The 21,833-nt window shown below is 39.8% G+C and carries 21 protein-coding genes, 1 tRNA gene and 1 pseudogene; 9 read left to right on the top strand and 14 right to left on the bottom strand.

Annotated elements, in window-relative coordinates; translation table 11 throughout:
* Positions 1 to 30 precede the first annotated feature (30 nt).
* Together JI723_RS13170 and JI723_RS13165 are read right to left on the bottom strand one after the other, a co-directional pair.
* Positions 31 to 804, bottom strand: a complete 774-nt coding sequence (locus JI723_RS13170; protein ID WP_272580862.1) for a hypothetical protein — start codon at positions 802 to 804, stop codon at positions 31 to 33.
* A gap of 167 nt (positions 805 to 971) precedes the next feature.
* Positions 972 to 1,283 (bottom strand): DUF5339 domain-containing protein, encoded by a 312-nt coding sequence (locus JI723_RS13165; protein WP_070924711.1) that lies wholly within the window; start codon positions 1,281 to 1,283, stop codon positions 972 to 974.
* Between the two features lie 1,167 nt (positions 1,284 to 2,450).
* Between JI723_RS13165 and fliZ the strand changes: the two genes are divergently transcribed.
* The gene (fliZ, locus tag JI723_RS13160) at positions 2,451 to 2,963 is read left to right on the top strand and encodes a flagella biosynthesis regulatory protein FliZ (protein WP_070924709.1); all 513 of its coding nucleotides are present in this window, start codon (positions 2,451 to 2,453) and stop codon (positions 2,961 to 2,963) included.
* Between the two features lie 289 nt (positions 2,964 to 3,252).
* Here fliZ and putA read toward each other — a convergent pair whose 3' ends face one another.
* A complete protein-coding gene (gene putA / locus JI723_RS13155; protein WP_337979441.1) occupies positions 3,253 to 7,236 on the bottom strand; it encodes a trifunctional transcriptional regulator/proline dehydrogenase/L-glutamate gamma-semialdehyde dehydrogenase in 3,984 nt (1,327 codons plus the stop codon).
* A 631-nt stretch (positions 7,237 to 7,867) separates the two neighbouring features.
* On the opposite strand from putA, the gene putP reads away from it, so the two are divergent.
* Positions 7,868 to 9,352, top strand: coding sequence for a sodium/proline symporter PutP (gene putP / locus JI723_RS13150; RefSeq protein ID WP_070924705.1), 1,485 nt, complete (start codon positions 7,868 to 7,870; stop codon positions 9,350 to 9,352).
* A gap of 67 nt (positions 9,353 to 9,419) precedes the next feature.
* Here the strand turns inward: putP and cycA are convergent, their stop codons facing one another.
* The gene (gene cycA / locus JI723_RS13145) at positions 9,420 to 10,823 is read right to left on the bottom strand and encodes a D-serine/D-alanine/glycine transporter (protein WP_140181555.1); all 1,404 of its coding nucleotides are present in this window, start codon (positions 10,821 to 10,823) and stop codon (positions 9,420 to 9,422) included.
* Positions 10,824 to 11,075: 252 nt separating this feature from the next.
* On the opposite strand from cycA, the gene JI723_RS13140 reads away from it, so the two are divergent.
* Both JI723_RS13140 and lysC read left to right on the top strand, forming a co-directional pair.
* Positions 11,076 to 11,148: transfer RNA gene (locus JI723_RS13140), tRNA-Lys, on the top strand.
* A 1,234-nt stretch (positions 11,149 to 12,382) separates the two neighbouring features.
* A complete protein-coding gene (lysC, locus tag JI723_RS13135; RefSeq protein ID WP_254679770.1) occupies positions 12,383 to 12,706 on the top strand; it encodes an Rz1-like lysis system protein LysC in 324 nt (107 codons plus the stop codon).
* Between the two features lie 132 nt (positions 12,707 to 12,838).
* Here lysC and JI723_RS13130 read toward each other — a convergent pair whose 3' ends face one another.
* Complete coding sequence (locus tag JI723_RS13130; RefSeq protein ID WP_272580860.1) at positions 12,839 to 13,207, bottom strand: hypothetical protein; 369 nt, start codon at positions 13,205 to 13,207, stop codon at positions 12,839 to 12,841.
* A gap of 50 nt (positions 13,208 to 13,257) precedes the next feature.
* Complete coding sequence (locus tag JI723_RS13125) at positions 13,258 to 13,428, bottom strand: hypothetical protein (protein ID WP_272580859.1); 171 nt, start codon at positions 13,426 to 13,428, stop codon at positions 13,258 to 13,260.
* Positions 13,429 to 13,674: 246 nt separating this feature from the next.
* On the opposite strand from JI723_RS13125, the pseudogene JI723_RS13120 reads away from it, so the two are divergent.
* Positions 13,675 to 13,791, top strand: a pseudogene (locus tag JI723_RS13120) (SymE family type I addiction module toxin); the annotation flags it as partial.
* Between the two features lie 45 nt (positions 13,792 to 13,836).
* Positions 13,837 to 13,959: a hypothetical protein gene (locus tag JI723_RS13115; protein WP_337979440.1), complete on the top strand. Its 123-nt coding sequence runs from the start codon at positions 13,837 to 13,839 to the stop codon at positions 13,957 to 13,959.
* 80 nt (positions 13,960 to 14,039) lie between these two features.
* On the opposite strand, the gene JI723_RS13110 is transcribed toward JI723_RS13115, so the two are convergent.
* Both JI723_RS13110 and JI723_RS13105 read right to left on the bottom strand, forming a co-directional pair.
* Positions 14,040 to 14,549, bottom strand: a complete 510-nt coding sequence (locus tag JI723_RS13110; protein ID WP_272580857.1) for an SMI1/KNR4 family protein — start codon at positions 14,547 to 14,549, stop codon at positions 14,040 to 14,042.
* Positions 14,543 to 15,379: an RHS repeat domain-containing protein gene (locus tag JI723_RS13105; protein ID WP_337979439.1), complete on the bottom strand. Its 837-nt coding sequence runs from the start codon at positions 15,377 to 15,379 to the stop codon at positions 14,543 to 14,545. Before JI723_RS13105 ends, JI723_RS13110 begins: the two co-directional genes overlap by 7 nt.
* A 271-nt stretch (positions 15,380 to 15,650) precedes the next feature.
* Between JI723_RS13105 and JI723_RS13100 the strand changes: the two genes are divergently transcribed.
* Positions 15,651 to 15,902, top strand: a complete 252-nt coding sequence (locus JI723_RS13100; RefSeq protein WP_319067483.1) for a SymE family type I addiction module toxin — start codon at positions 15,651 to 15,653, stop codon at positions 15,900 to 15,902.
* A gap of 64 nt (positions 15,903 to 15,966) precedes the next feature.
* Here JI723_RS13100 and JI723_RS13095 read toward each other — a convergent pair whose 3' ends face one another.
* Positions 15,967 to 16,401 carry a hypothetical protein gene (locus JI723_RS13095; protein ID WP_319067481.1) on the bottom strand — a complete coding sequence of 145 codons (435 nt, stop codon included), beginning with the start codon at positions 16,399 to 16,401 and terminating at the stop codon, positions 15,967 to 15,969.
* On the bottom strand, positions 16,402 to 17,271 hold the full coding sequence (locus tag JI723_RS13090) for an RHS repeat-associated core domain-containing protein (RefSeq protein WP_337979438.1): 870 nt from the start codon (positions 17,269 to 17,271) through the stop codon (positions 16,402 to 16,404).
* Positions 17,272 to 17,648: 377 nt separating this feature from the next.
* On the opposite strand from JI723_RS13090, the gene JI723_RS13085 reads away from it, so the two are divergent.
* Positions 17,649 to 17,795, top strand: a complete 147-nt coding sequence (locus tag JI723_RS13085) for a hypothetical protein (protein ID WP_319067477.1) — start codon at positions 17,649 to 17,651, stop codon at positions 17,793 to 17,795.
* A gap of 66 nt (positions 17,796 to 17,861) precedes the next feature.
* Here the strand turns inward: JI723_RS13085 and JI723_RS13080 are convergent, their stop codons facing one another.
* Entirely contained in the window at positions 17,862 to 18,179 is a 318-nt protein-coding gene (locus JI723_RS13080) for a hypothetical protein (protein ID WP_319067474.1), read from the bottom strand.
* Between the two features lie 2 nt (positions 18,180 to 18,181).
* Positions 18,182 to 19,042: an EndoU domain-containing protein gene (locus tag JI723_RS13075; RefSeq protein ID WP_337979437.1), complete on the bottom strand. Its 861-nt coding sequence runs from the start codon at positions 19,040 to 19,042 to the stop codon at positions 18,182 to 18,184.
* A 197-nt stretch (positions 19,043 to 19,239) separates the two neighbouring features.
* Between JI723_RS13075 and JI723_RS13070 the strand changes: the two genes are divergently transcribed.
* On the top strand, positions 19,240 to 19,566 hold the full coding sequence (locus JI723_RS13070) for a SymE family type I addiction module toxin (protein WP_337979436.1): 327 nt from the start codon (positions 19,240 to 19,242) through the stop codon (positions 19,564 to 19,566).
* A 66-nt stretch (positions 19,567 to 19,632) separates the two neighbouring features.
* Here the strand turns inward: JI723_RS13070 and JI723_RS13065 are convergent, their stop codons facing one another.
* Complete coding sequence (locus JI723_RS13065) at positions 19,633 to 19,929, bottom strand: Imm53 family immunity protein (RefSeq protein ID WP_337979435.1); 297 nt, start codon at positions 19,927 to 19,929, stop codon at positions 19,633 to 19,635.
* On the bottom strand, positions 19,926 to 21,758 hold the full coding sequence (locus JI723_RS13060) for an RHS repeat domain-containing protein (protein ID WP_337979434.1): 1,833 nt from the start codon (positions 21,756 to 21,758) through the stop codon (positions 19,926 to 19,928). The genes JI723_RS13065 and JI723_RS13060 overlap by 4 nt, the downstream gene beginning before the upstream one ends.
* Positions 21,759 to 21,833 lie beyond the last annotated feature (75 nt).

Here is a 21,833-nt window from a genome sequence, read left to right as displayed (position 1 = left end):
GCAATATAGATTGTCTTACTGTTTTTATATTTATTTTTTCCTGTCTTTTAACGTGTGTCTTATGGCTTTTTCAGCCGATTTTTTAATTTCATTAATTGGTATTTCTGGAAAATAATGCTCAAAAAGGAAATCACCAATTATAGAGACACAATTACTCGCTAGCTCCATTCTAGAGTTATTATCGCTACTATTTGATTTTGCCAAATCTTGAATTTCATCATAGACTAACTTGTTACTTTTAATTGTACTGTTAATACTTGGGTTTACTAAATTTTCCGGATTGATAACTATACCTAAATTATAGCGTTTACTTAAATAGTAATATATGAATTTTTTTTCATTATAATTTATGGGAAGTTCTTTTTTCTGACTTAGGCTGATATTTTCTTCATTAATAATTCTATTTATAACAGAAAAAATATATGTATTAAATTCTTGCTTCATCATTCTGTCAATTTGATGATTTCTATCGATCCCTCTGGGAACGATGTATTTTCTTTGAGAGGATGATACGTTTGCATTGGCTTCACTGAGCGTTTTAGTCAGTGAGCTCTTTGGTATTGCATTTAAAAAGTATTCATTGGAAAAGAGAATAATTTTATTTAGATTAAAATCTACAGCTTTCTTTTCTCTGCTATAGTGAGGTAGAGGTAAATCCCCTCTGTTGGTGATACAAGTTATATTAGAGTGCAATTTATTATCGTCTGGGGCGATAGAAAAATGGACAACTAAAGTGAGATCATCAGGTCTTTTCCTGAAAAAAATATCTCTATCCATATGACATGAAGATGTATAGTTTAACATATGACCCCTGTTTATATTATTTTTCAAAAAATAGAAGATATATGATTAAGAATATATATCTTTCAAAAAACAGGGTTGGATTTATAACATGTTATGGCTTGTGTAACCTGAGGGAACTAGATGAAATGGGACCATCAAACACGGCCCCATTTCATATCATAAAGCTATTATTGTAAGCCTAACGCAGATTTCATTTGTTTCATTGCGTCAATACCTTGTTGACAAGCTTTGTCTTGCTGATCTTTAGGTAGTGCTGCAACTTGTTTTTTACCTTCTTCCAGTTGACCTTTCATAGCATCTAACTGAGCTTTTGCTTGTGGGTTTTCAGATGCTTTAGAAATCAGTGCATCAACTTCAGCGAAGTAAGCATTACAAGTTTCAGTTGCACCAGCAACTTCAGGTTTTTTCTCTTCATCTGAACATGCTGTAATAGCCAATGCCATTAAACCCATACCACAAGCTAGAATTAACTTTTTCATAATCAACCTTAAAATTATTAGTTATTGAAGTAGCAAAATCGAGTATATAAGAGTTCGCTTTAATATCAAATGTAACAAATCCTAAAAAAAAATTCGTTAAATCTCCTATAAGCCAGTATTAAATATAGATTAGGTTTGTAATAAATTTATTATTTAGTGGTTTAATCCAAAAAATGCTGTTTTTTTTATGACAAAGAATGAGAACTCATAGTGATGAAGAAATACTTTATTGATTATCATCCAGTGATAAATCTTCTTTATTAGTTTTTATATAGTGAAGAATTATTTTATGCGGATTAACCTATGTAAAATTCCCCTCAAAATCTTTTGTTGATTAAGTTATATACTTGTTCACAAATATTTTACAGAGTTCTTAACTTCTTAATGTGGATTTTCATTACAAAATAAACACAAAGTTTCTCTGGTTAATAAATATGAAATCAGTAAATATACCTAGATGGGTTGAATGATGTACTGTTTTTTATAATGGAAAATAACGTATAAGCTATGGATTGAATATAACTTTTCACCATAAATTATAACTATTTTGCATATAGTCAGAAAATAAATTCATATAATAAATCTAGCTTAGTGTGTAAAAAAAAATTTACATTTTATTTTTTATAGCTGCTTAATGTATATTTAAAAAATAAACAGCTATTGAAACAATAGTTAAATTTTAGTTATGTTAAGTGAGCTGGTTCACAATTTTACTATTTTAATGCTCAATGCCCTATCAAACTGATTTTTAAATCAAATTATTATTGAATGCATTGTTGATTATCAGGTAAAGTCTTGAGCTTAGTGGTTGGTATAGTTAGTGTCTGATAATGCTTTATTAATTTTTGTCGGTATGAAAAGACAATAAATGACTGGTTTAATAGGTTGACGCTAAATGAAATTCGTACCACACTCTAGTCTTCGCAGAAATTCGCCAAAGAGCGATAGACGCGATAGAATGCAATTCACTTAGGGAAAAACAGTACATACAGTGTATTTTTAGTATGAACTCATTCCTTAAGTAAAAGCAAAAGAACTTGATACAGAGTCATCTGTATCAATATGTCACATAGCGGATAATAATAATGTTATGGGCATATTCAGTATGTAATGTGACATGTCACATTACTATTTTAATTTTAGACTTACACACAGGGCTTTATCATCATGTCTGCTTCTATTGTTAAGAAACGGCCGCTGAGTCGTTATATCAAAGACTTTAAACACAGCCAAACTCATTGTGCGCACTGCCATAAAACACTGGATCGTATCTCTCTCGTCTTTAACGATGCTATCTTGAATAAAGAAGCTATTGCTGAGATGACAGAGCTAGTCGATGAAGGTGCTTGGCTTGATTTACAAGATAAATTTACCGCACTTTGTCGTTTTTGTAGTGAAATTTACTGCAATAGCGATACTGATTTCTTTGACATTATGTCATTTAAACAGTACTTGTTTTTACAGACTGAAATGAGCCATAGTACCGTTCGTGAATATGTTGTTCGTTTGCGCCGTCTTGATGAACTCCTCTCATCATCAAACTTTTCCATGAAAGAGTTCACAGCGAGCAAAATCCAAGAACAATTAAGCGATAGAATGACCGAATCTGCATTCAGTAATTACAATATTGCTTTACGTAAATATGAGCAATATTTGTTCTGGGAATCAGAAAAGAACTAATTATTAGCTACGAATTAAGTTAACTACTTATTCAAAGTAAAATAATTAAATTGTTTAGGGTGTCCTTAAAGGGCACCTTTTTGTTTTTGTGGGTCTCTATAATATAAAAAATCATCAATTGAGATTTTATATCTCGTTTGAATTATCATATTTAGAGTAAGTATTAACCACAATATCAGTCCATAAAAAATAACAATTTTATTTTTTATGGACTGATATTGTTATTAAGATTAGAAATAATATATTTAATAATGCCTGAGCCTAAAGATATTAGACTCAGGCTAATTGATTAACCGATAGTCATTAAGCTTGCATTACCACCAGCTGCCGCGGTGTTAACACTTAATGAACGCTCATGAACTAATCTTTCTAGCAGTAAGTTAGTTTCGCCACGTTCAAACCCTTGGACTGAAATAATAGGTCCTTTACGTTGAGCAATGGTTTCACATACCGTTTTAAGTTGATCACTGTCACCATGATAGATAACTGCCTCAATGTGTTGGCTATGCTCAGACCAATTTTTGCTTATTGAAACAGTATGATGAACTTTTTCTGGTAGTGCTTTATACAAGCGCTGATGCATTTCACTTTCCGGCCATAACGCTTGGCAACCATTTGCCAATACCCCAGCTAGCTGGATCAAACAATCTTTTTCATTGTCACTGAGACAAAGAATTACGCCTCGTGGTGTTAAAGTATAAGTGTTTCGTTCACCTGTAGGACCAGGTAATAGACGTGAAGTGCCTGCCTGAGCTTGGCGAGCAAATCGCTCTAACACGGCAGGTTCAACACCATATTCTTGCTTCTCTGACCATGTTGAGAAGGTGTCAAAGGTTTCAAGTAGAATAGGGCGAGCACTTGCATCCATAGGCAATTCATTGTCTTGTCTTTCTAATGTACGGCAGACTGCATTGTCAGGACGTTCGCTGAGTAAACGATACAAGTACAATGGACCACCTGCTTTAGGACCCGTTCCAGATAGACCTTCTCCGCCAAATGGTTGTACACCAACGACGGCACCTACCATATTACGGTTGACATAAAGGTTACCGACTTTCGCTTTCGCCACGACTTGGTTGATGGTTTCATCGATGCGTGTATGTACACCTAATGTTAACCCGTAGCCAGCAGCATTAATTTGATCGACCAATTCTTTAAGCTCTTCACGTTTAAAGCGGATCACATGTAGCACAGGGCCAAAAATTTCTTTTTTCAACTCAGAGACATTGTCTAATTCAATCAAAGTTGGTTTAACATAAGTGCCTTCTTGCTGCTCGCGATGATCATCTAAGCTATTGAATGCTGCTTGGAAAACCTCTTTACCTTTACTGCGCATTTGTTGAATGTGCTGCTCAATATTCTCTTTGGCTTCACTGTCAATAACAGGACCAATATCAGTAGAAAGATGCTCAGGATTGCCCATGCGACACTCTTCCATTGCGCCTTTCAACATACGTATGGTGCGATCTGCAACATCCTCTTGGATACAAAGGATACGTAGAGCAGAGCAGCGTTGACCCGCACTATCAAATGCAGATGCAACAACATCAGTCACAACTTGTTCTGTCAGAGCCGATGAATCGACGATCATGGCATTTAAGCCACCTGTTTCAGCAATTAATGGTGTTGGGCGGCCTTGAGCATCCAGTCTGCCTGCAATATTACGCTGTAGTAAGCCTGCAACCTCAGTTGAACCCGTGAACATCACGCCGCGAACTCGATGGTCGCCGACTAATTTCGCACCAATTGTTTCACCTTTACCGGGTAAAAATTGCAACACTTCCCGTGGGATACCCGCTTGATGCAACATTGATACAGCAATTGAGCCAATAATCGGGGTTTGTTCAGCCGGTTTGGCTAATACAGTATTACCTGCGGCTAGGGCAGCTGCGATTTGGCCAGTGAAAATCGCCAGTGGAAAGTTCCATGGGCTGATACAAACGACTGGGCCTAATGGGCGATGGGTATTGTTATCGAAATCATCTCTGACTTGTGTCGCATAATAATTAAGGAAATCCACCGCTTCACGCACCTCAGAAATGGCGTTAGCATAGGTTTTCCCTGCTTCTCGAACTAAAATATCCAGCAACGACTGTAATTGTTGCTCCATAATATCGGCAGCACGTAATAAAATTGCTGCGCGCTCTGATGGTGGCGTCGCAAACCAAATGGCTCCTGCATCGCTGGCGATGTTGAGTGCATGATCAGCCTCTTCGACGGTTGCCTCACGTACCTGACCGACAATATCGGCGTGGCAAGCAGGGTTAATGACTGGGTAAGCCGCTTCTGCCGCGATAGTGGCTTTAAATTCCCCACCTAATAATGGTTGTGCTAATTTTTCCTGCATTGCAGCGGTCAATAGCGCACTAGAGAGGGAAGCAAGGCGATGCTCATTGGACATATCTAGACCCATTGAGTTAACTCGACGTTTGCCATATAGGTCACGAGGTAGCGCAATTTTTGGATGTGGTAAGCCAATTTGCCCTTCAGTTTTAGACATTTCTAAAACATCTTTTACGGGATCAGCGACCAGCTCATCAAGAGGGATCGTCGTATCAGCGATTCGGTTAACGAAGGAAGTATTGGCACCATTTTCTAATAAACGGCGTACTAAATAGGCTAATAATGTTTCATGCGTTCCTACAGGCGCATAAATACGGCAAGGTCGATTGAGTTTACCATCCGCAACTTTACCAACGACTTGCTCATATAAAGGTTCACCCATTCCATGTAGACATTGGAACTCATATTGACCTGGATAGTAGTTTTTACCTGCAAGTTGATAAATTGCAGCTAGTGTATGTGCGTTATGAGTCGCAAATTGAGGGTAAATCAGGTTAGGAACGGATAACAATTTGCGAGCACAAGCGAGATAAGAAACATCAGTATAGACTTTACGTGTATAAACTGGGTAGCCTTCTAATCCATCCATTTGAGCGCGCTTAATTTCGCTATCCCAATAAGCTCCTTTTACGAGTCGGATCATCAAACGGCGTTTACTACGCTCAGCAAGATCAATAATGGAGTCAATCACAAATGGGCAGCGTTTCTGATAGGCTTGAATAACGAAGCCAATACCGTTCCAACCCGCTAGCTGTGGTTCAAAACACAATTTTTCCAGCAGGTCGAGGGAGATCTCTAAGCGATCGGCTTCTTCTGCATCGATATTAATTCCTACATCGTATTGGTGTGCTTGCAGTACCAGTGATAATAAGCGTGGATACAGCTCTTCCATCACACGTGAATATTGGGCTCTGCTATAGCGTGGATGCAATGCTGATAATTTGATGGAAATACCAGGACCTTCATATATACCACGACCGTTAGAGGCTTTACCGATAGCGTGGATCGCTTGTTGATAAGACACCATATAGTCTTGAGCGTCTTTTTCAGTGAGTGCAGCTTCACCTAGCATATCGTAAGAGTAGCGGAAACCCTTTTCTTCGAGTTTTCGTGCATTAGCCAAGGCTTGAGCAATGGTTTCGCCTGTTACAAATTGTTCACCCATCAAACGCATGGCCATATCAACGCCTTTACGGACAAGTGGCTCACCACTTTTACTGATGATCCGGTTTAAAGAGCTAGAGAGTTTGGCTTCATTGTGAGTAGAAACTAATTTACCTGTAAACAATAAACCCCAAGTTGCCGCATTCACAAACATTGAGCTACTTTGCCCTAAATGGGATTGCCAATTACCCGTGCTGATTTTATCGCGGATCAAGGCATCGCGAGTGGCTTTGTCTGGAATGCGTAGCAATGCTTCTGCTAGGCACATTAGTGCAACACCTTCTTGTGAAGAAAGAGAAAATTCTTGCAATAGGCCCTGCACCAGCCCTGAACGGCCAATACCATTTTTTTGGTTACGCAGTTTTTCCGCGATAGAGTAGGCTAATTTATGTGCGGCATCGGCTTGCTCAGGAGGCAGCTGTGCTTGTTGTAATAACATAGGCAGAGCTTGAGTTTCTGGAATACGATAAGCAGATGTTATCGCTGAACGTTTAACCGATTGGGGTAAAATATGCTCAGCAAAATCCAAAAATGGCTGATAATTTGATTCAGTTAATGATTCTTCTTCTGAAATTGGATTGTCTTTGCTATCTTGTCCCGTGGAAATTTCAGGGATGAATTGCGCATTATCCAGTTGTTCAAGGTAATTGAATATAGCCTGTTTAATTAACCAATGTGGTGTGCGGTCAAGACGCTGAGCAGCAGTTTTAATGCGTTCACGAGTTGCCTCATCAAGTCTGACACCCATAGTTGTTGTACTACTCATCCCTATTTCCTCAAATGATTGATACTCTTCATCTTTCAAGCTGTAGTGCACTCACTCGCACCAGTCACATACATTGTATGCCCTAGTGGTTCGTTCATTAACGATACGTTGAATTATTTAGAGTATGTAAGAGTAAGAAAACAATAAAGTTACACCTTAATAGCATCATGTTGCAACTTTGTGCAACATTGTTAAAGCCAATTCTAACCGAAGTGTGAAATATATCGTATTTTTATTGGTTAAATTGGATGGTTGATAGGTGAATTAATAAATTTTCAATTTAAATCATTGTGTTATTTGTGATTTGCCTTTAGAGCATAAGTTAATCAATCTATTGGTTAAATTATCAAAATTGTAACATTTGTGATGCAGATATCGTTTATGGAACAAAATAACGTTAATTTCTTGTTAAATTGAAATGAGTTTGTCTAGCATGCAGGTGTAATCTTTTTAATTAAGAAGTGCAACACAATAAAATCACAATACACATAATATTTGTTATTTAATTTGCAGATGTGCAATTAAGTGCAACAAATCAAAAAATATCACTGCTTAATAAATATAAATCCCAAATATTTTTATAATTTATAAATAGGATAGGCGGGAAACAACAATTCTATGGAGAAGGCGAATGACCGTAAGCACTCCGATGATCATTATGTTCATCGTATACATTACTGGCATGTTACTTATTGGCTACTTAGCTTATCGCTCAACAAAAAACTTTGATGACTATATTCTTGGTGGGCGAAGTTTAGGAAGTGTTGTCACCGCATTATCAGCAGGGGCCTCAGATATGAGTGGCTGGCTGCTAATGGGGTTACCTGGCGCTATCTTCTTAGCGGGTATCTCAGAAAGTTGGATTGCCATTGGTTTGAGCTTAGGAGCTTATCTAAACTGGCTATTCGTAGCAGGTCGGCTACGGGTTCAAACTGAAAAGAATAATAACGCGCTCACATTACCTGATTATTTTACGAGCCGTTTTGAAGATAAGAGCAAAATCTTACGTATTATTTCTGCTGTTGTTATTCTTGTATTCTTCACTATCTATTGTGCTTCTGGCGTCGTTGCTGGTGGATTGCTATTCGAAAGCACATTCAATATTAGTTATGAAAAAGCGATGTGGTTAGGGGCATTGGCAACAATTGCTTATACCTTCCTAGGGGGCTTCTTAGCGGTAAGTTGGACTGACACCGTTCAAGCTTCATTAATGATCTTTGCTTTGATTTTAACGCCTATTGTGATCATTTTTTCATTAGGGGGTTTAGATACCGCTGTTGAGGTAATTAAAGCGAAAAACCCTGAATATTTAGATATGTTTAAGGGGCTAAACTTTGTCGCTATTATTTCTCTACTAGGTTGGGGACTGGGGTATTTCGGGCAGCCACATATTTTAGCGCGCTTTATGGCGGCGGATTCTCATCGCACCATACGTTCTGCTCGTCGTATCAGTATGACATGGATGATCTTATGTCTGGGCGGAACAACTGCGGTTGGTTTCTTTGGGATTGCTTATTTTGAGATGAACCCTGCGTTGGCTTCCTCAGTGATGGGGAATAATGAGCGGATCTTTATGGAACTTGCAGGCATCTTATTTAATCCATGGATTGCAGGTATTTTACTATCAGCAATTTTAGCGGCCGTGATGAGTACTTTAAGTTGCCAATTATTAGTATGTGCAAGTGCCTTAACAGAAGATCTATACAAACCTTTTGTCCGTAAAAATGCCAGCCAAAAAGAGTTAGTTTGGGTAGGGCGCTTTATGGTGCTGTTAGTGGCGGCGATTGCTATCTATATTGCACGTGATCCTAACAGCAAAGTGCTTGCTTTAGTCAGTAACGCATGGGCAGGGTTTGGTGCCGCATTCGGTCCAGTTGTTCTGATGTCAGTGTTATGGAAACGCATGACGCGTACAGGTGCGCTTGCTGGTATGGTTGTGGGGGCAGTGACTGTGCTGGTGTGGATGAAATTCAAATGGTTCGGACTGTACGAAATTATTCCAGGCTTCATTTTAGCGACGATTGCGATTGTCGTCGTCAGCCTACTAACCAAAGCACCAAGTGCAGCGGCTCAGGCTCGATTTGAAGAAGCAGAAGCAGAGTATAAAACAAAGTAAATAATTACATAAATAAAAGGCCGAATAATCAATGATTATTCGGCCTTTTTCTTGCTATTTAAATGGATTATTGTGCTTTTTTGTGGCGTTTAGCGAAATGGTAACCGACGAACAAGATAATAAACCATATTGGCGTGGCAATTAGCGCCTGCCTAGTATCGTGCTGGAATGCTAATATGATCACCATAAATACAAAGAAAGCTAGGCAAATCCACGACATCACAATCCCTGCGGGCATTTTATAGTGTGATGCTTTATGCAGCTGCGGACGATGTTTTCTAAACTTTAGATAGCTAAGTAGGATCATGCTCCAGATAAACATAAACAAGATCGCAGACACTGTGGTAACCAGTGTAAAAGCATGCATGATATCTGGAATAAAATAGATCAGTACAATACCAAAGCTTAAGCAAATACAGGTAAAAATCAGCCCTGTTGCGGGTACAGCCTTGCTTGATAAACGGCTAAATTGCTTCGGTGCATCACCTTCTTTGGATAAACCAAACAACATACGGCTAGTCGAAAAAACACCACTGTTTGCAGAAGAGGCCGCTGATGTGAGCACCACAAAGTTAACCACACTGGCGGCAGCAGGCAAGCTAATGAGTACAAACATTTCAACAAACGGGCTCTTGTCCGCTAAAATCGTGCGCCATGGTGTGACCGCCATAATTACAATCAGTGATAATACATAAAATGCAATGATCCTAAATGGGATGGCGTTAATTGCTCTTGGCAATGATTTTTCAGGATCACGAGTTTCAGCTGCTGCGGTGCCCACGAGTTCTATCCCTACAAAGGCAAAGATAGCGATTTGGAAGCCAGCAAAGAAACCACTGATCCCCATAGGGAACATCCCACCATCATTCCAGATATTGCTCAAAGAAGCGGTATGACCTGCGGGTGATTGGAAATTCATGGCAATTAATGTTCCACCAACAGCGATCAAGGCAACAATGGCAACAATTTTGATCATGGCAAACCAGAACTCAAGCTCACCAAATAATCTGACTGAGACTAAATTCAGGGTCAATAATGTTACTACACAAATAAATGAGGTAACCCATTCAGGGAAATCGGGTACCCAGAAACTGACATACGATGTGATAGCAACAATATCGGCAATTCCTGTGATCACCCAACAGAACCAATAAGTCCAGCCGACGAAAAAGCCAGCCCACGGACCAATCAGATCAGCGGAGAAATCACTAAAAGATTTGTAGTTGAGATTTGAAAGTAGTAACTCCCCCATTGCTCGCATAACAAAAAATAACATAAAGCCGATAATCATATAGACAAAAATGATTGATGGCCCAGCAAGAGAAATCGTTTTACCTGACCCCATAAACAAACCTGTTCCAATAGCGCCACCAATGGCGATCAGTTGGATATGTCGATTGCTGAGGCTACGTTTTAGCTGATTGCGATCAGCTGAAGAATGCGTTGGGATTGCGGGTTGATTTTCTTCCATATATATCGATCCAAGGCGGTTAGTAATGTGCAGTCACAGTATATTTTTAGTTGTGTGACGGTGTTTGCATAAAATATTGTGACACAAATCTCAATTAGAGTAAGGAAAACTTAACTTACAATCATCGAAGTGGCGATATCTTAATCTAACAATAACATTGAATTAACATTAGTAACTAAAATTTAATTATCTAAGTAAAAATAGCAGAATAATATTGACTGTATGAAATTGAAGGCGTTAAATAAATTCAATGGGTTGTTAGCTCAGTTGGCAGAGCGGTTGACTCTTAATCATTAGGTCGGGGGTTCGAGCCCCCCACAACCCACTAAGTTTTTCAATGGGTTATGAGTTATTCATGTTACTAACCAGTGTCACTTGGGACATAATCGAGACAGCTATCACAAAACTACTCGATTTTTGGTGCAACCTAGCCAAGTGTAGACCAGTATTTTCTTCCCTGAGTATTTCTTTCAATATTGATAATGCATCTAAGCCAAGTGAGTCGATACTCTGATATAATAAATTTATCTAAGTTGAATGAGTTTATTAGCATGAGATTATCAATGTTGTTTATAGCTATTTTTTTGTCTACGTCTGCAATTTCGGCTAATCAGTGTCAATTGGATGATATTTGTTTGTCATTTAAAACCGATAAAAATGAATTTTCTGTCTCCTGTAGAGACATAAGCTCTGTAAGTATTACTTCTAGATTTCAAAGTCGAGATTCGATATCTATTGAAATGTCTGAAAAAATTGACATGTTAGATTTTGTTAAACAAAATCAATATACTATAGCCACATTCAGTATATTAGGTTATGAATATGATAAGTTGAGATTGGATAGCTATCTTAAAAATAAAGTGAGAATACCCCTCAATAATAGCCCCAAACTTGAGCTTGTTAATAAATTAATTGATTGTGTACATTTACTAAATAAGTGATTTAAATATTATAAATCGAAAAAAATTAACTTTTTAATTAAAAACACTAAATTGTGATGGCCAGTATAGGCTTGCAATCATCGTTTAGGATAGTTTTTTTATCCATTATAAAATGTTTTATAGTAATTTTACTTTTTCTATGACATGAAAGGTTAAGAAATGATGAATATTATTGTGAGTTTTTACAAGTAAGTTTCAACTAAACGTTAAGAAATACAGTTATTATTTAATTAAGATAAAAGTTTAATATCTTTTATTAAAATTAAATAGGGCTTAAATGTTATGCGTAAATTAGCTCATCATTATACGTTATCTAAAATAATTATCATCACTGAATTTTACAGTGAGCTCGTTTACAATGAGGCTACGTTAGGAATAACGTGGGAACTATCATGAACTGGAAAAGGGTAGCCCTTATTTTAGTTGGAGTTATGATACTAGGCGGCTTATTAAATTGGCTAATCACCGAGAATCGACAGCTAATAAATGAGAATAAATCATTAACAAAAGAACTTGCAGCATTAGAGTTAATAAGTAAAGTCACTCGGTCTACGATCATTCTTCACTATCAAGTCTCACTCCACAATATTAAAGCAAAGCAACGTGAGGACTCAGAGTATGTCAAGGTTAAGACTGTTATCAAAACAATACTCAAAGATAATGAATGTGCTAATACTGCCGTGCCTGATGATGTTATTAACGGGTTGCACAACTACAAAAGAGGTATTAGTGCCCGTTCAACCAGTACCGATCCCAGTACATCTAACCGCTGATTGTGAGCAACCTGATATTCCAGAAAAAATGAATTGGAAAGATATGCCGCTATTGCTAGTAGATGCAATGAATTCAATTGCCAAGTGCAACTTAGATAAAAAAGCAATTCGAGAAATTGAATCGGAGAGGGTAGCTAATAGTATATTTAAAAGTGATAAAGATAATTAATATCGAAGGAAGTTGATGAGATTAGGTCATTTAGATACTGATATTTCATTATTTTTCTAATCTAATCTAATCTATAAATGAAGTGGCTATAAATTAAATAAATACATAAACTTTAAAAAATACATTAAAAAATCAATTTAAAAATGAAACATTAATTCTATCTACATAAATTCTCACATATTTATTTTCATAAAATGATAACTCATACAATAAATCATGTTGTAATATTGTATTACATACAATGAGTTTGTTTTCGAATAGATATCCATTCAATTCATATGCAAATGAACTCTCAATTTGTTTTGGTAATGAATCAGTAGATAACTCAGCGCTTATTTCATCAAAAATTTCAAGCTCAAGCGTAACTAAATAAACGCTATTCAATTGTATTGGTCTACTAAGTTCACTGATAAAACATGTTAATACAATTTCACCAAGAGAAATTGTTACTTCTTCTTCAATATCTGGATTCAGTGCAATGACTTTTGCATAATATTTCATATTTTATAATTCAATAGGGTTAGGTGAGTATATGCATTCTAGTATCTATATCATAATGGTGATTTGATATAGATATCAACAGCGCTTTTTTTGAGTAGTTGTCGACCATTGGCATTGTAAAAATGGTTTTTATGGCCTTTGAGGGCTTTACGGCGAATGACCTGACTATCTTGCTGCTCCTGCACCAGTTGAATAATCGCCGTATGCGCATCCTCCGGCAAGGTGGTGTGCTCGATCAGGTTTAAGTTTACATCGTACTGAGAACGTTCATATTGGTTACGTCGTTCAGAGCTGTATTGGGTTTCAGTGATGTATTCATAGTTGGTCGTGGATAAACATTGATGATTGAAACCATCATCAAGGCACTCACTTTATTCAATGATCACCCCCGAAGAGTTAGCACTCCAGTTTCAGGCCATCAGTTTGATAGAGTCTGAGCAGCAGGCAGTGATTAAGCAGCAGAACAAATAAAGCCCCGAAAACAGAGCGTTATTACACAGTGGGCTACGCCTCCCAAAGGCAGTAAAGCCACACCACCGCCGGCGATAAACTTAAAAGGGCATTGGTTAAAAGAGGCAGGATTTGAGACTGGCTTCACCTTTACCGTCAAAATCTTAAACGGGTGTTTGGTGTTGATACCGGACAGCGAAGAGACAAGAGCAATAAAACAACAAAACCAACAACAGCAAGCGCAGCTCAGTGCAATACAGCACACCATGCGCGAGCTGATGGCAGAGTATATTGGCGGCTAAAGGGTAAACTGAGCGGCTCTAAAAACTAAGAAACCAGAAGATTCCAAGGATCTTCTGGCTATTAAACCAATATTAAGTAATTATCTTCTTTTTGATTGTATATTCAGACAAAAATCACGAAAGGATGGTGCAATATCAATAATGTTATCTAAACAATCAATATCTGTAGATTTAGTATACTTAATTTCTCCGGTTTCAAGACTAATCCAATAATCATTATCTCCAGCGTCACCAGCAAAAGGAATATTAAATTGGGTAAAATCAATAAAATCCTTAGAGATCTTACGTCTATATTTCAATACATCTGATATTGAAAGTAAGTAAGGGGAGCCAATATCATCTAATGATATAAAATTAAATGATTCAATTTCCATCAAGTTATAATCATTATCATTTATTTTATTAAAATTATCGCGATAGATAAAAGCACCGCCATAAAAATAGCCACCATTAAAATGTTTATAAAATTCAATGAAAAAATCTTTTCCATTAAACTCTTGAGGAATGAATGTCTTTATTTCTTCTGATGTTAACCCATCTAGTGATTTTTCAAATTTTAAGTGAGGATCTGTAAAAAATTCACTCAACATTTTATCCCTCCAGGCTTGCAATTTAATATAGCATTATTTCGTTTAGTGGCTTCATCAATAGCATTTTGAGTACCATATTTGTGTCCAGTTTTTTCCTCAAATTGATGAGCTCCTCCTACATGAGGGTGGCTATGGTATTCAGGATTAACGAGTTGCATAACCATTTCATTTTTTTCGGCGTTATAACTTACATGATGTGAAATCCACTTACGTGACGGATACTCTTCTATACCAGCAGCTTTATATAGTGCTAACTTATCATCAGCATAGCTACCTGTAGCTTTTATTGTAAATAGCCCTTCAGGATTTTGAGCTGAAACGGTTTTAGGGTGTAACACATCACCACCGTCAGGTAAGAAAATAATAGGTTCTTTTGCTAGCCCAAATGGATCTATAAATCCAACCGGATCATGCACATACCCATACGGATTAAACCCACCCAGCAGCCCGATGGGATCGGGTGAAATATACTGTCCGCTGTCTTTATCATAATAGCGAAAGCGGTTGTAATACAAGCCTGTTTCGTTATCTTCGAATTGTCCGGCAAAGCGAAAATGGCAATCAATATAGTTGGGGTCGTTTTCAGCACGGCCTTCACGGGACTCCCAAAAGGCCAGTTGCCCCCATGTGTTGAGCCGTCCTGCCCAGCTGGCGACACCGTTTTCAGTAAACATCTCCCGCGGAGTGCCTTGGTGGTCAATAACCACATAATGCAATTTCCCGCGCTGGTAACGTGCAGCAGGGGTTATCGCCCCCGGTTGGTATACCCATTGTATACCGGCATCGTAAGCGATAGTGCCATCGGCGTAGACGGGGGTCTCTTCAACCATTTGGTCGCCAGACCACAGATAGTGCCATGCGGTGATACGTTGCTTTGACAGCGGAAAGGCGGGGCTTTCATTGATTTTTAGAATATCAACGACTTTGGTTTTCGACAGCCGTCGACCAAAAGCATCGTAGGTATAACGCCAGACATCGCCACTGGGGGTAAAGCAGCGAATAAGTTGGTTCTGGGTATAACAAGGAGTTGACTATAGCTAAGGCGCGTTCTAAGTCAGACAGCAGTACAAATAAAGCCCCGAAACAGAGCGTTATTATACCGTGGGGTATACCCCCAATGGCAGCAAAGCCGCACCACCGCCGGCGATAAACTTAAAAGGGCATTGGTTAAAAGAGGCCGGTTTTGAGACTGGCTTCACCTTTACCGTCAAAATTTTAAACGGCTGTTTGGTATTGATCCCCGATAGCGAAGACATTCGAGAGATGAAGCAACAAAACCAACAACAGCAAGCACAGCTAAGTGCTATCAAACACACCATGCGCGAGCTGATGGCGGAGTATATTAGCGGCTAAAGGGTAAACTGAGCTGCTCTTAACAATAAGTCAGTTCACAAAACTATTGGACTGACTTATTAGTTTAAACATCAAAGAAAAACTCTAAAAAATCATTAAAACTAGGCCATTGTGGCTTTAATTTGCCTGCTATAAAATCCCGCAGCTCTTTACCTAAACCTAATCCAATAACTTCACCAGTTTTTTGATTATAAAAGTAGCCATATTCACCTTCAAAATTATCTAATGGCAAATATTCTTTAGGTAATTTTAGAACATCATGAGCACTTTTCAGGATTAATAAATAATCATTGCTATTAATTAAAAACCAACCAATTTGATAGATCTCTCTATTTTGGCCTAAAAATGTTGGGCAATCTTCAACATGTAAGTAAAACTGTGCAAAATCAGAGTCAATATCGACATCAATACTTAACAAAGCATCGCGGTATTCACTTGAAGGTTCATCAAACCACCAATTTTTACTTTTAAAATATTCAACTAATTTAGGGGTTAACATTTAGCCTCCTTTTTTACAGCAATCGATCAGCTTTCTACGATTGACTTCTTCTTCGGCTCTTTGCTTCCAGTAAGCTTTTCTATCTGCATCAAAAAGATCACGATCCACTGGGTTAGATGGGTGACTTCCAGGCAAGTGAGGATGCAATGCATTAGTATAGCGATACTTAACATGCGTTTCAGTTGATAACTCAAATAATGGCCCCAAGCCATTTTGTTTAGAATGGTGAAGGCTTACAACTGAATATTTCCCATCTTTTACCACCATAGGACTTCGACCATCTTCGAGAACTATTTGAAGATTTGTTTTTACACCATCTCGTGTATTAACTTTTAAATCCCAGTCAATAGGCTGTTGATAGACCGTATAAGTAATGTCTGAAGGGCCTGTAAAAGTAGAACCTGTAAAAAAGCCACTAAGACCAAACGGGTCTACCCAACCAACAGGATCATGCACATACCCATACGGATTAAACCCACCCAGCAGCCCGATGGGATCGGGTGAAATATACTGTCCGCTGTCTTTATCATAATAGCGAAAGCGGTTGTAATACAAGCCTGTTTCGTTATCTTCGAATTGTCCGGCAAAGCGAAAATGGCAATCAATATAGTTGGGGTCGTTTTCAGCACGGCCTTCACGGGACTCCCAAAAGGCCAGTTGCCCCCATGTGTTGAGCCGTCCTGCCCAGCTGGCGACGCCGTTTTCAGTAAACATCTCCCGCGGGGTGCCTTGGTGGTCAGTAACCACATAATGCAATTTCCCGCGCTGATAACGTGCAGCAGGGGTTATCGCCCCCGGTTGGTATACCCACTGTATACCGGCATCGTAAGCGATAGTGCCATCGGCGTAGACGGGGGTCTCTTCGACCATTTGGTCGCCAGACCACAGATAGTGCCATGCGGTGATACGTTGCTTTGACAGCGGAAAGGCGGGGCTTTCATTGATTTTTAGAATATCAACGACTTTGGTTTTCGATAGCCGTCGACCAAAAGCATCGTAGGTATAACGCCAGACATCGCCACTGGGGGTAAAGCAGCGAATAAGTTGGTTCTGGGTATAACAAGGAGTTGACTATAGCTAAGGCGCATTTTAAGTCAGGCAGCAGGATAAATAAAGCCCCGAAAACAGAGCGTTATTACACGGTGGGCTACGCCCCGAAGGGCAGCAAAGCCACACCATCGCTGGCGATAAACCTTAAAGGGCACTAGTTAAAAGAGGCCGGATTTGAGACAGGTTTCACGTTCACGGTGAAAATCTTAAACGGCTGTTTGGTATTAATCCCTGACAGCGAAGACATTCGAGCGATTAAACAACAAAACCAACAGCAGCAAGGGCAACTCAGTGCAATACGGCACACCATGCGCGAGCTGATGGCGGAGTATGTTAGCGGCTAAAGGGTAAATTGAGTAAAAACGAAAAAGCTGGAAGATAATGAGGATCTTTCCTGCTTTTTAATCAGATCACTTTCTGCTTAGAAGTAATTCTCTCCATTGTTCAAGATAGCCTTTGAACTCTGCTATCGTGGCAATTTTCATGCTTTCTTCGGTGTACTCGTTAAAGATCTCGACTCCATTTGGTTTGATAGTGACAGTATGCGCATTGCCAGTACCTTTCCATTGTGGCAATTCGCCATTACGTACTACTTCACACCAAGAGATATATTCTTCGACCCCATGCAAACTACCTTGCACATCATCATTTAAGAACCAAGCAATAAGGCGATGTTCTTCGTCTGCCTCAGCGTGAGAATAACCATCTTGATCAATATAAAATTTCATTCTTATTTAACCTTCTCATAGACAGGAAATGCAGTGTTTATGTTTCCGTTTTTATCAAGATAGCCACCAATTTTTACCCCACTTGGTGATACTCCTTCCCACTTGCTGCCTTGGATAGTGGAGTTTTGATAAGCTCCTTTTATTTCTGACATTACCTGCTGGCGACTCCAAGATTTAGGGAAGAATGATGATTCGGGGCCTTTTTGTACCCATTGGCCAGTTTGAGCATTAAATATCTCAACTTTCCCTCGATAGACACCTTGAGCATTTGGAAGGTCTGTAATTTCACTAATACGGGCTTTTCCTTGATGACCTATACTGGCTTCGTGATGGAAACCGACGGCATTTCCTCTTCGGTTTATTTCACCGTGGAAAACATGTTCAGCATTAACTTTTGGTGGACAGCACGCCAACCCAAATGGATCTATAAATCCAACCGGATCATGCACGTACCCATACGGATTAAACCCACCTAACAGCCCGATGGGATCGGGTGAAATATACTGTCCGCTGTCTTTATCATAATAGCGAAAGCGGTTGTAATACAAGCCCGTTTCGTTATCTTCGAATTGTCCGGCAAAGCGAAAATGGCAATCAATATAGTTGGGGTCGTTTTCAGCACGGCCTTCACGGGACTCCCAAAAGGCCAGTTGCCCCCATGTGTTGAGCCGTCCTGCCCAGCTGGCGACACCGTTTTCAGTAAACATCTCCCGCGGAGTGCCTTGGTGGTCAGTAACCACATAATGCAATTTCCCGCGCTGGTAACGTGCAGCAGGGGTTATCGCCCCCGGTTGGTATACCCACTGTATACCGGCATCGTAAGCGATAGTGCCATCGGTGTAGATGGGGGTCTCTTCAACCATTTGGTCGCCAGACCACAGATAGTGCCATGCGGTGATACGTTGTTTTGACAGCGGAAAGGCGGGGCTTTCATTGATTTTTAGAATATCAACGACTTTGGTTTTCGACAGCCGTCGACCAAAAGCATCGTAGGTATAACGCCAGACATCGCCACTGGGGGTAAAGCAGCGAATAAGTTGGTTTTGGGTATAACAAGGAGTTGACTATAGCTAAGGCGCGTTCTAAGTCAGGCAGCAGGATAAATAAAGCCCCGAAAACAGAGCGTTATTACACGGTGGGGTATGCCCCGAACGACAGCAAAGCCGCCCCAGCGCCCGCAATACACCTAACAGGGCATTGGTTAAAGGACGCAGGATTTGAGACAGGCTTCACCTTTACCGTGAAAATCTTAAATGGGTGTTTGGTGTTGATACCCGATAGCGAAAACACCCGAGTGATTAAACAACAAAACCAACAACAGCAAGCGCAGCTGAGTGCCATCAAACACACCATGCGCGAGCTGATTGCGGAGTATGTCAGCGGCTAAAGGGTAAGTTGAGCAGCTCTTAAAAACGAAGAAGCCAGAAGATTAAAGGATCTTCTGGCGTTAATATCATATTTTTTGTCTGGGTTTATTAAGCCATTTTATAGCATAATTTAATATGGTATTTAAATTCTGGGGGCTTCCATAACCTTTAAATTCTATATCATTTGTTATTATATTTAGCCAATCATCATCATTATTATTAACAGTAAGATTTAATTCCTCTTTTCCTTTTTCACCATTAATATGAACCTTCCATCCAGGATTATCCAATGTGCTGATATCTAAACCATATTCATGCTCCCAAAGACCATTACATTTTGATTTATACCAATTTTGTAATTGAGTAATTAGATCATCATTCATTTCAAAAGTCCTTGTTTCTCGGCTAATTTCTCCGCTGTTCTTATATCTTGCTTTGTAGCTGGTCTAGCTTCTTCTAATTTTTTGAGAGGGAAGCGATTTCCATTAGGAGCAACGTTAATTGGTGAAACTTGAACATGCGGTGTTGGAATATCAGTTTGAGTCACTTTATCAAAATGAGCTCTTCCTCTTAAGTCAATATGCCCCATGCTATTAGGAGTAGAAAAAGTCACAGTATTTCTGTTAATTCGATTAGCTAAATCTTCAGCCATCTCTTGAACTGTTTTACTCCTAGGGTTAGTAGCAAGAACTAATAACTGATCACAACACTCACCCGCCAACCCAAACGGATCTATCCAACCCACTGGACTATGAACATACCCATACGGATTCAACCCACCCAGCAGCCCGATGGGATCGGGTGAAATATACTGTCCGCTGTCCTTATCATAATAGCGAAAGCGGTTGTAATACAAGCCTGTTTCGTTATCTTCGAATTGTCCGGCAAAGCGAAAGTGGCAATCAATATAGTTGGGGTCGTTTTCAGCACGGCCTTCACGGGACTCCCAAAAGGCCAGTTGCCCCCATGTGTTGAGCCGTCCCGCCCAGCTGGCAACACCGTTTTCAGTAAACATCTCCCGCGGGGTGCCTTGGTGGTCAGTAACCACATAGTGCAATTTTCCGCGCTGGTAACGTGCAGCAGGGGTTATCGCCCCCGGTTGGTATACCCACTGTATACCAGCATCGTAAGCGATAGTGCCATCGGCGTAGACGGGGGTCTCTTCGACCATTTGGTCGCCAGACCACAGATAGTGCCATGCGGTGATACGTTGCTTTGACAGCGGAAAGGCGGGGCTTTCATTGATTTTTAGAATATCAACGACTTTGGTTTTCGATAGCCGTCGACCAAAAGCATCGTAGGTATAACGCCAGACATCGCCACTGGGGGTAAAGCAGCGAATAAGTTGGTTTTGGGTATTCCACTGGTAGCGCCATTCTTGTGGACGATAACCATGTTGATACACCATTTTGCGTTCGAGTCGGCCGTTGGCATCGTAGAAATAATTTTTATGGCCTTTGGGGAAGTTACGACGAATAACTCGGCCCGCTTGCTGCTCTTGCGCCAGTTGAATAATCGCCGTATGCGCATCTTCCGGCAGGGTGGTGTGCTCAGTGAGATTTAAGTTTGCATCATACTGAAAACGCTCATACTGGCTACGTCGTTCAGAGCTGTATTGGGTTTCAGTGATTTGGTCGTTGGCGTTGTAGTGATATTGGGTACGTTGCCAACGTGCATCTTCGATGGCCACCACATTGTGGGCACGGTTGTAGTGAAAATCACGATGTACATCAGAACACATCGGCGGTTGATGTGGGTTATCGTACAACGACCACAAAAAGTTATCCGAGCCACGACCCGCGCGTTGGTGTGCCAGCAAGCCAGCGGCATTGTAGTGGCTGGAGTTGACAAAGCCGACGTCACTGCGACGCAGGTATTCTTGACCGACGGCGTTATAACTGAACTCTAACGGTCGATGTTGATTGACCTGAAGTTGGGTCAGTTCCCCCAGTTGGCCAAAGGCGTAATGGAGTTCTCGCTCACCAAAGCGTGTTTGGGTGAGGGCGTGTGTGGCTTCATCCCATTGATGGTGTACTTCACGGCCATTAATGCGCTCGCAAGTTAATTGACCGTGGGCATCGTACTCGAACTCGACGACGGAATCGGGGTTAGTGGCTTTAATCAGTCGTAAATGGGTATCGTATTCATAGGTGGTCGTGGATAAACATTGAGGATTGAGACCATCATCAAGCCACTCACTTTGTTCAATCACCACCCCGAAGAGTTGGCACTCCAGTTTCAGACCATCAGTTTGATAGAGCCTGAGCAGCAGGCAGTGATTAAGCAG

The organism is Providencia manganoxydans (genome assembly GCF_016618195.1).
Lineage (GTDB): Bacteria > Pseudomonadota > Gammaproteobacteria > Enterobacterales > Enterobacteriaceae > Providencia > Providencia manganoxydans.
The sequence above is the reverse complement of the archived record's forward strand: the minus strand, read 5'-3'. Positions and strand labels throughout refer to the sequence as shown.

Bases quoted from the DNA above. Each gene is read 5' to 3' on its own strand.
- JI723_RS13170 (WP_272580862.1), bottom strand. From the start codon at position 804: ATGTTAAACTATACATCTTCATGTCATATGGATAGAGATATTTTTTTC.
- JI723_RS13165 (WP_070924711.1), bottom strand. From the start codon at position 1,283: ATGAAAAAGTTAATTCTAGCTTGTGGTATGGGTTTAATGGCATTGGCT.
- fliZ (WP_070924709.1), top strand. From the start codon at position 2,451: ATGTCTGCTTCTATTGTTAAGAAACGGCCGCTGAGTCGTTATATCAAA.
- putA (WP_337979441.1), bottom strand. From the start codon at position 7,236: ATGAGTAGTACAACAACTATGGGTGTCAGACTTGATGAGGCAACTCGT.
- putP (WP_070924705.1), top strand. From the start codon at position 7,868: ATGACCGTAAGCACTCCGATGATCATTATGTTCATCGTATACATTACT.
- cycA (WP_140181555.1), bottom strand. From the start codon at position 10,823: ATGGAAGAAAATCAACCCGCAATCCCAACGCATTCTTCAGCTGATCGC.
- lysC (WP_254679770.1), top strand. From the start codon at position 12,383: ATGTCAAGGTTAAGACTGTTATCAAAACAATACTCAAAGATAATGAAT.
- JI723_RS13130 (WP_272580860.1), bottom strand. From the start codon at position 13,207: ATGAAATATTATGCAAAAGTCATTGCACTGAATCCAGATATTGAAGAA.
- JI723_RS13110 (WP_272580857.1), bottom strand. From the start codon at position 14,549: ATGTTGAGTGAATTTTTTACAGATCCTCACTTAAAATTTGAAAAATCA.
- JI723_RS13105 (WP_337979439.1), bottom strand. From the start codon at position 15,379: ATGGTTGAAGAGACCCCCGTCTACGCCGATGGCACTATCGCTTACGAT.
- JI723_RS13095 (WP_319067481.1), bottom strand. From the start codon at position 16,401: ATGTTAACCCCTAAATTAGTTGAATATTTTAAAAGTAAAAATTGGTGG.
- JI723_RS13090 (WP_337979438.1), bottom strand. From the start codon at position 17,271: ATGGTCGAAGAGACCCCCGTCTACGCCGATGGCACTATCGCTTACGAT.
- JI723_RS13080 (WP_319067474.1), bottom strand. From the start codon at position 18,179: ATGAAATTTTATATTGATCAAGATGGTTATTCTCACGCTGAGGCAGAC.
- JI723_RS13075 (WP_337979437.1), bottom strand. From the start codon at position 19,042: ATGGTTGAAGAGACCCCCATCTACACCGATGGCACTATCGCTTACGAT.
- JI723_RS13065 (WP_337979435.1), bottom strand. From the start codon at position 19,929: ATGAATGATGATCTAATTACTCAATTACAAAATTGGTATAAATCAAAA.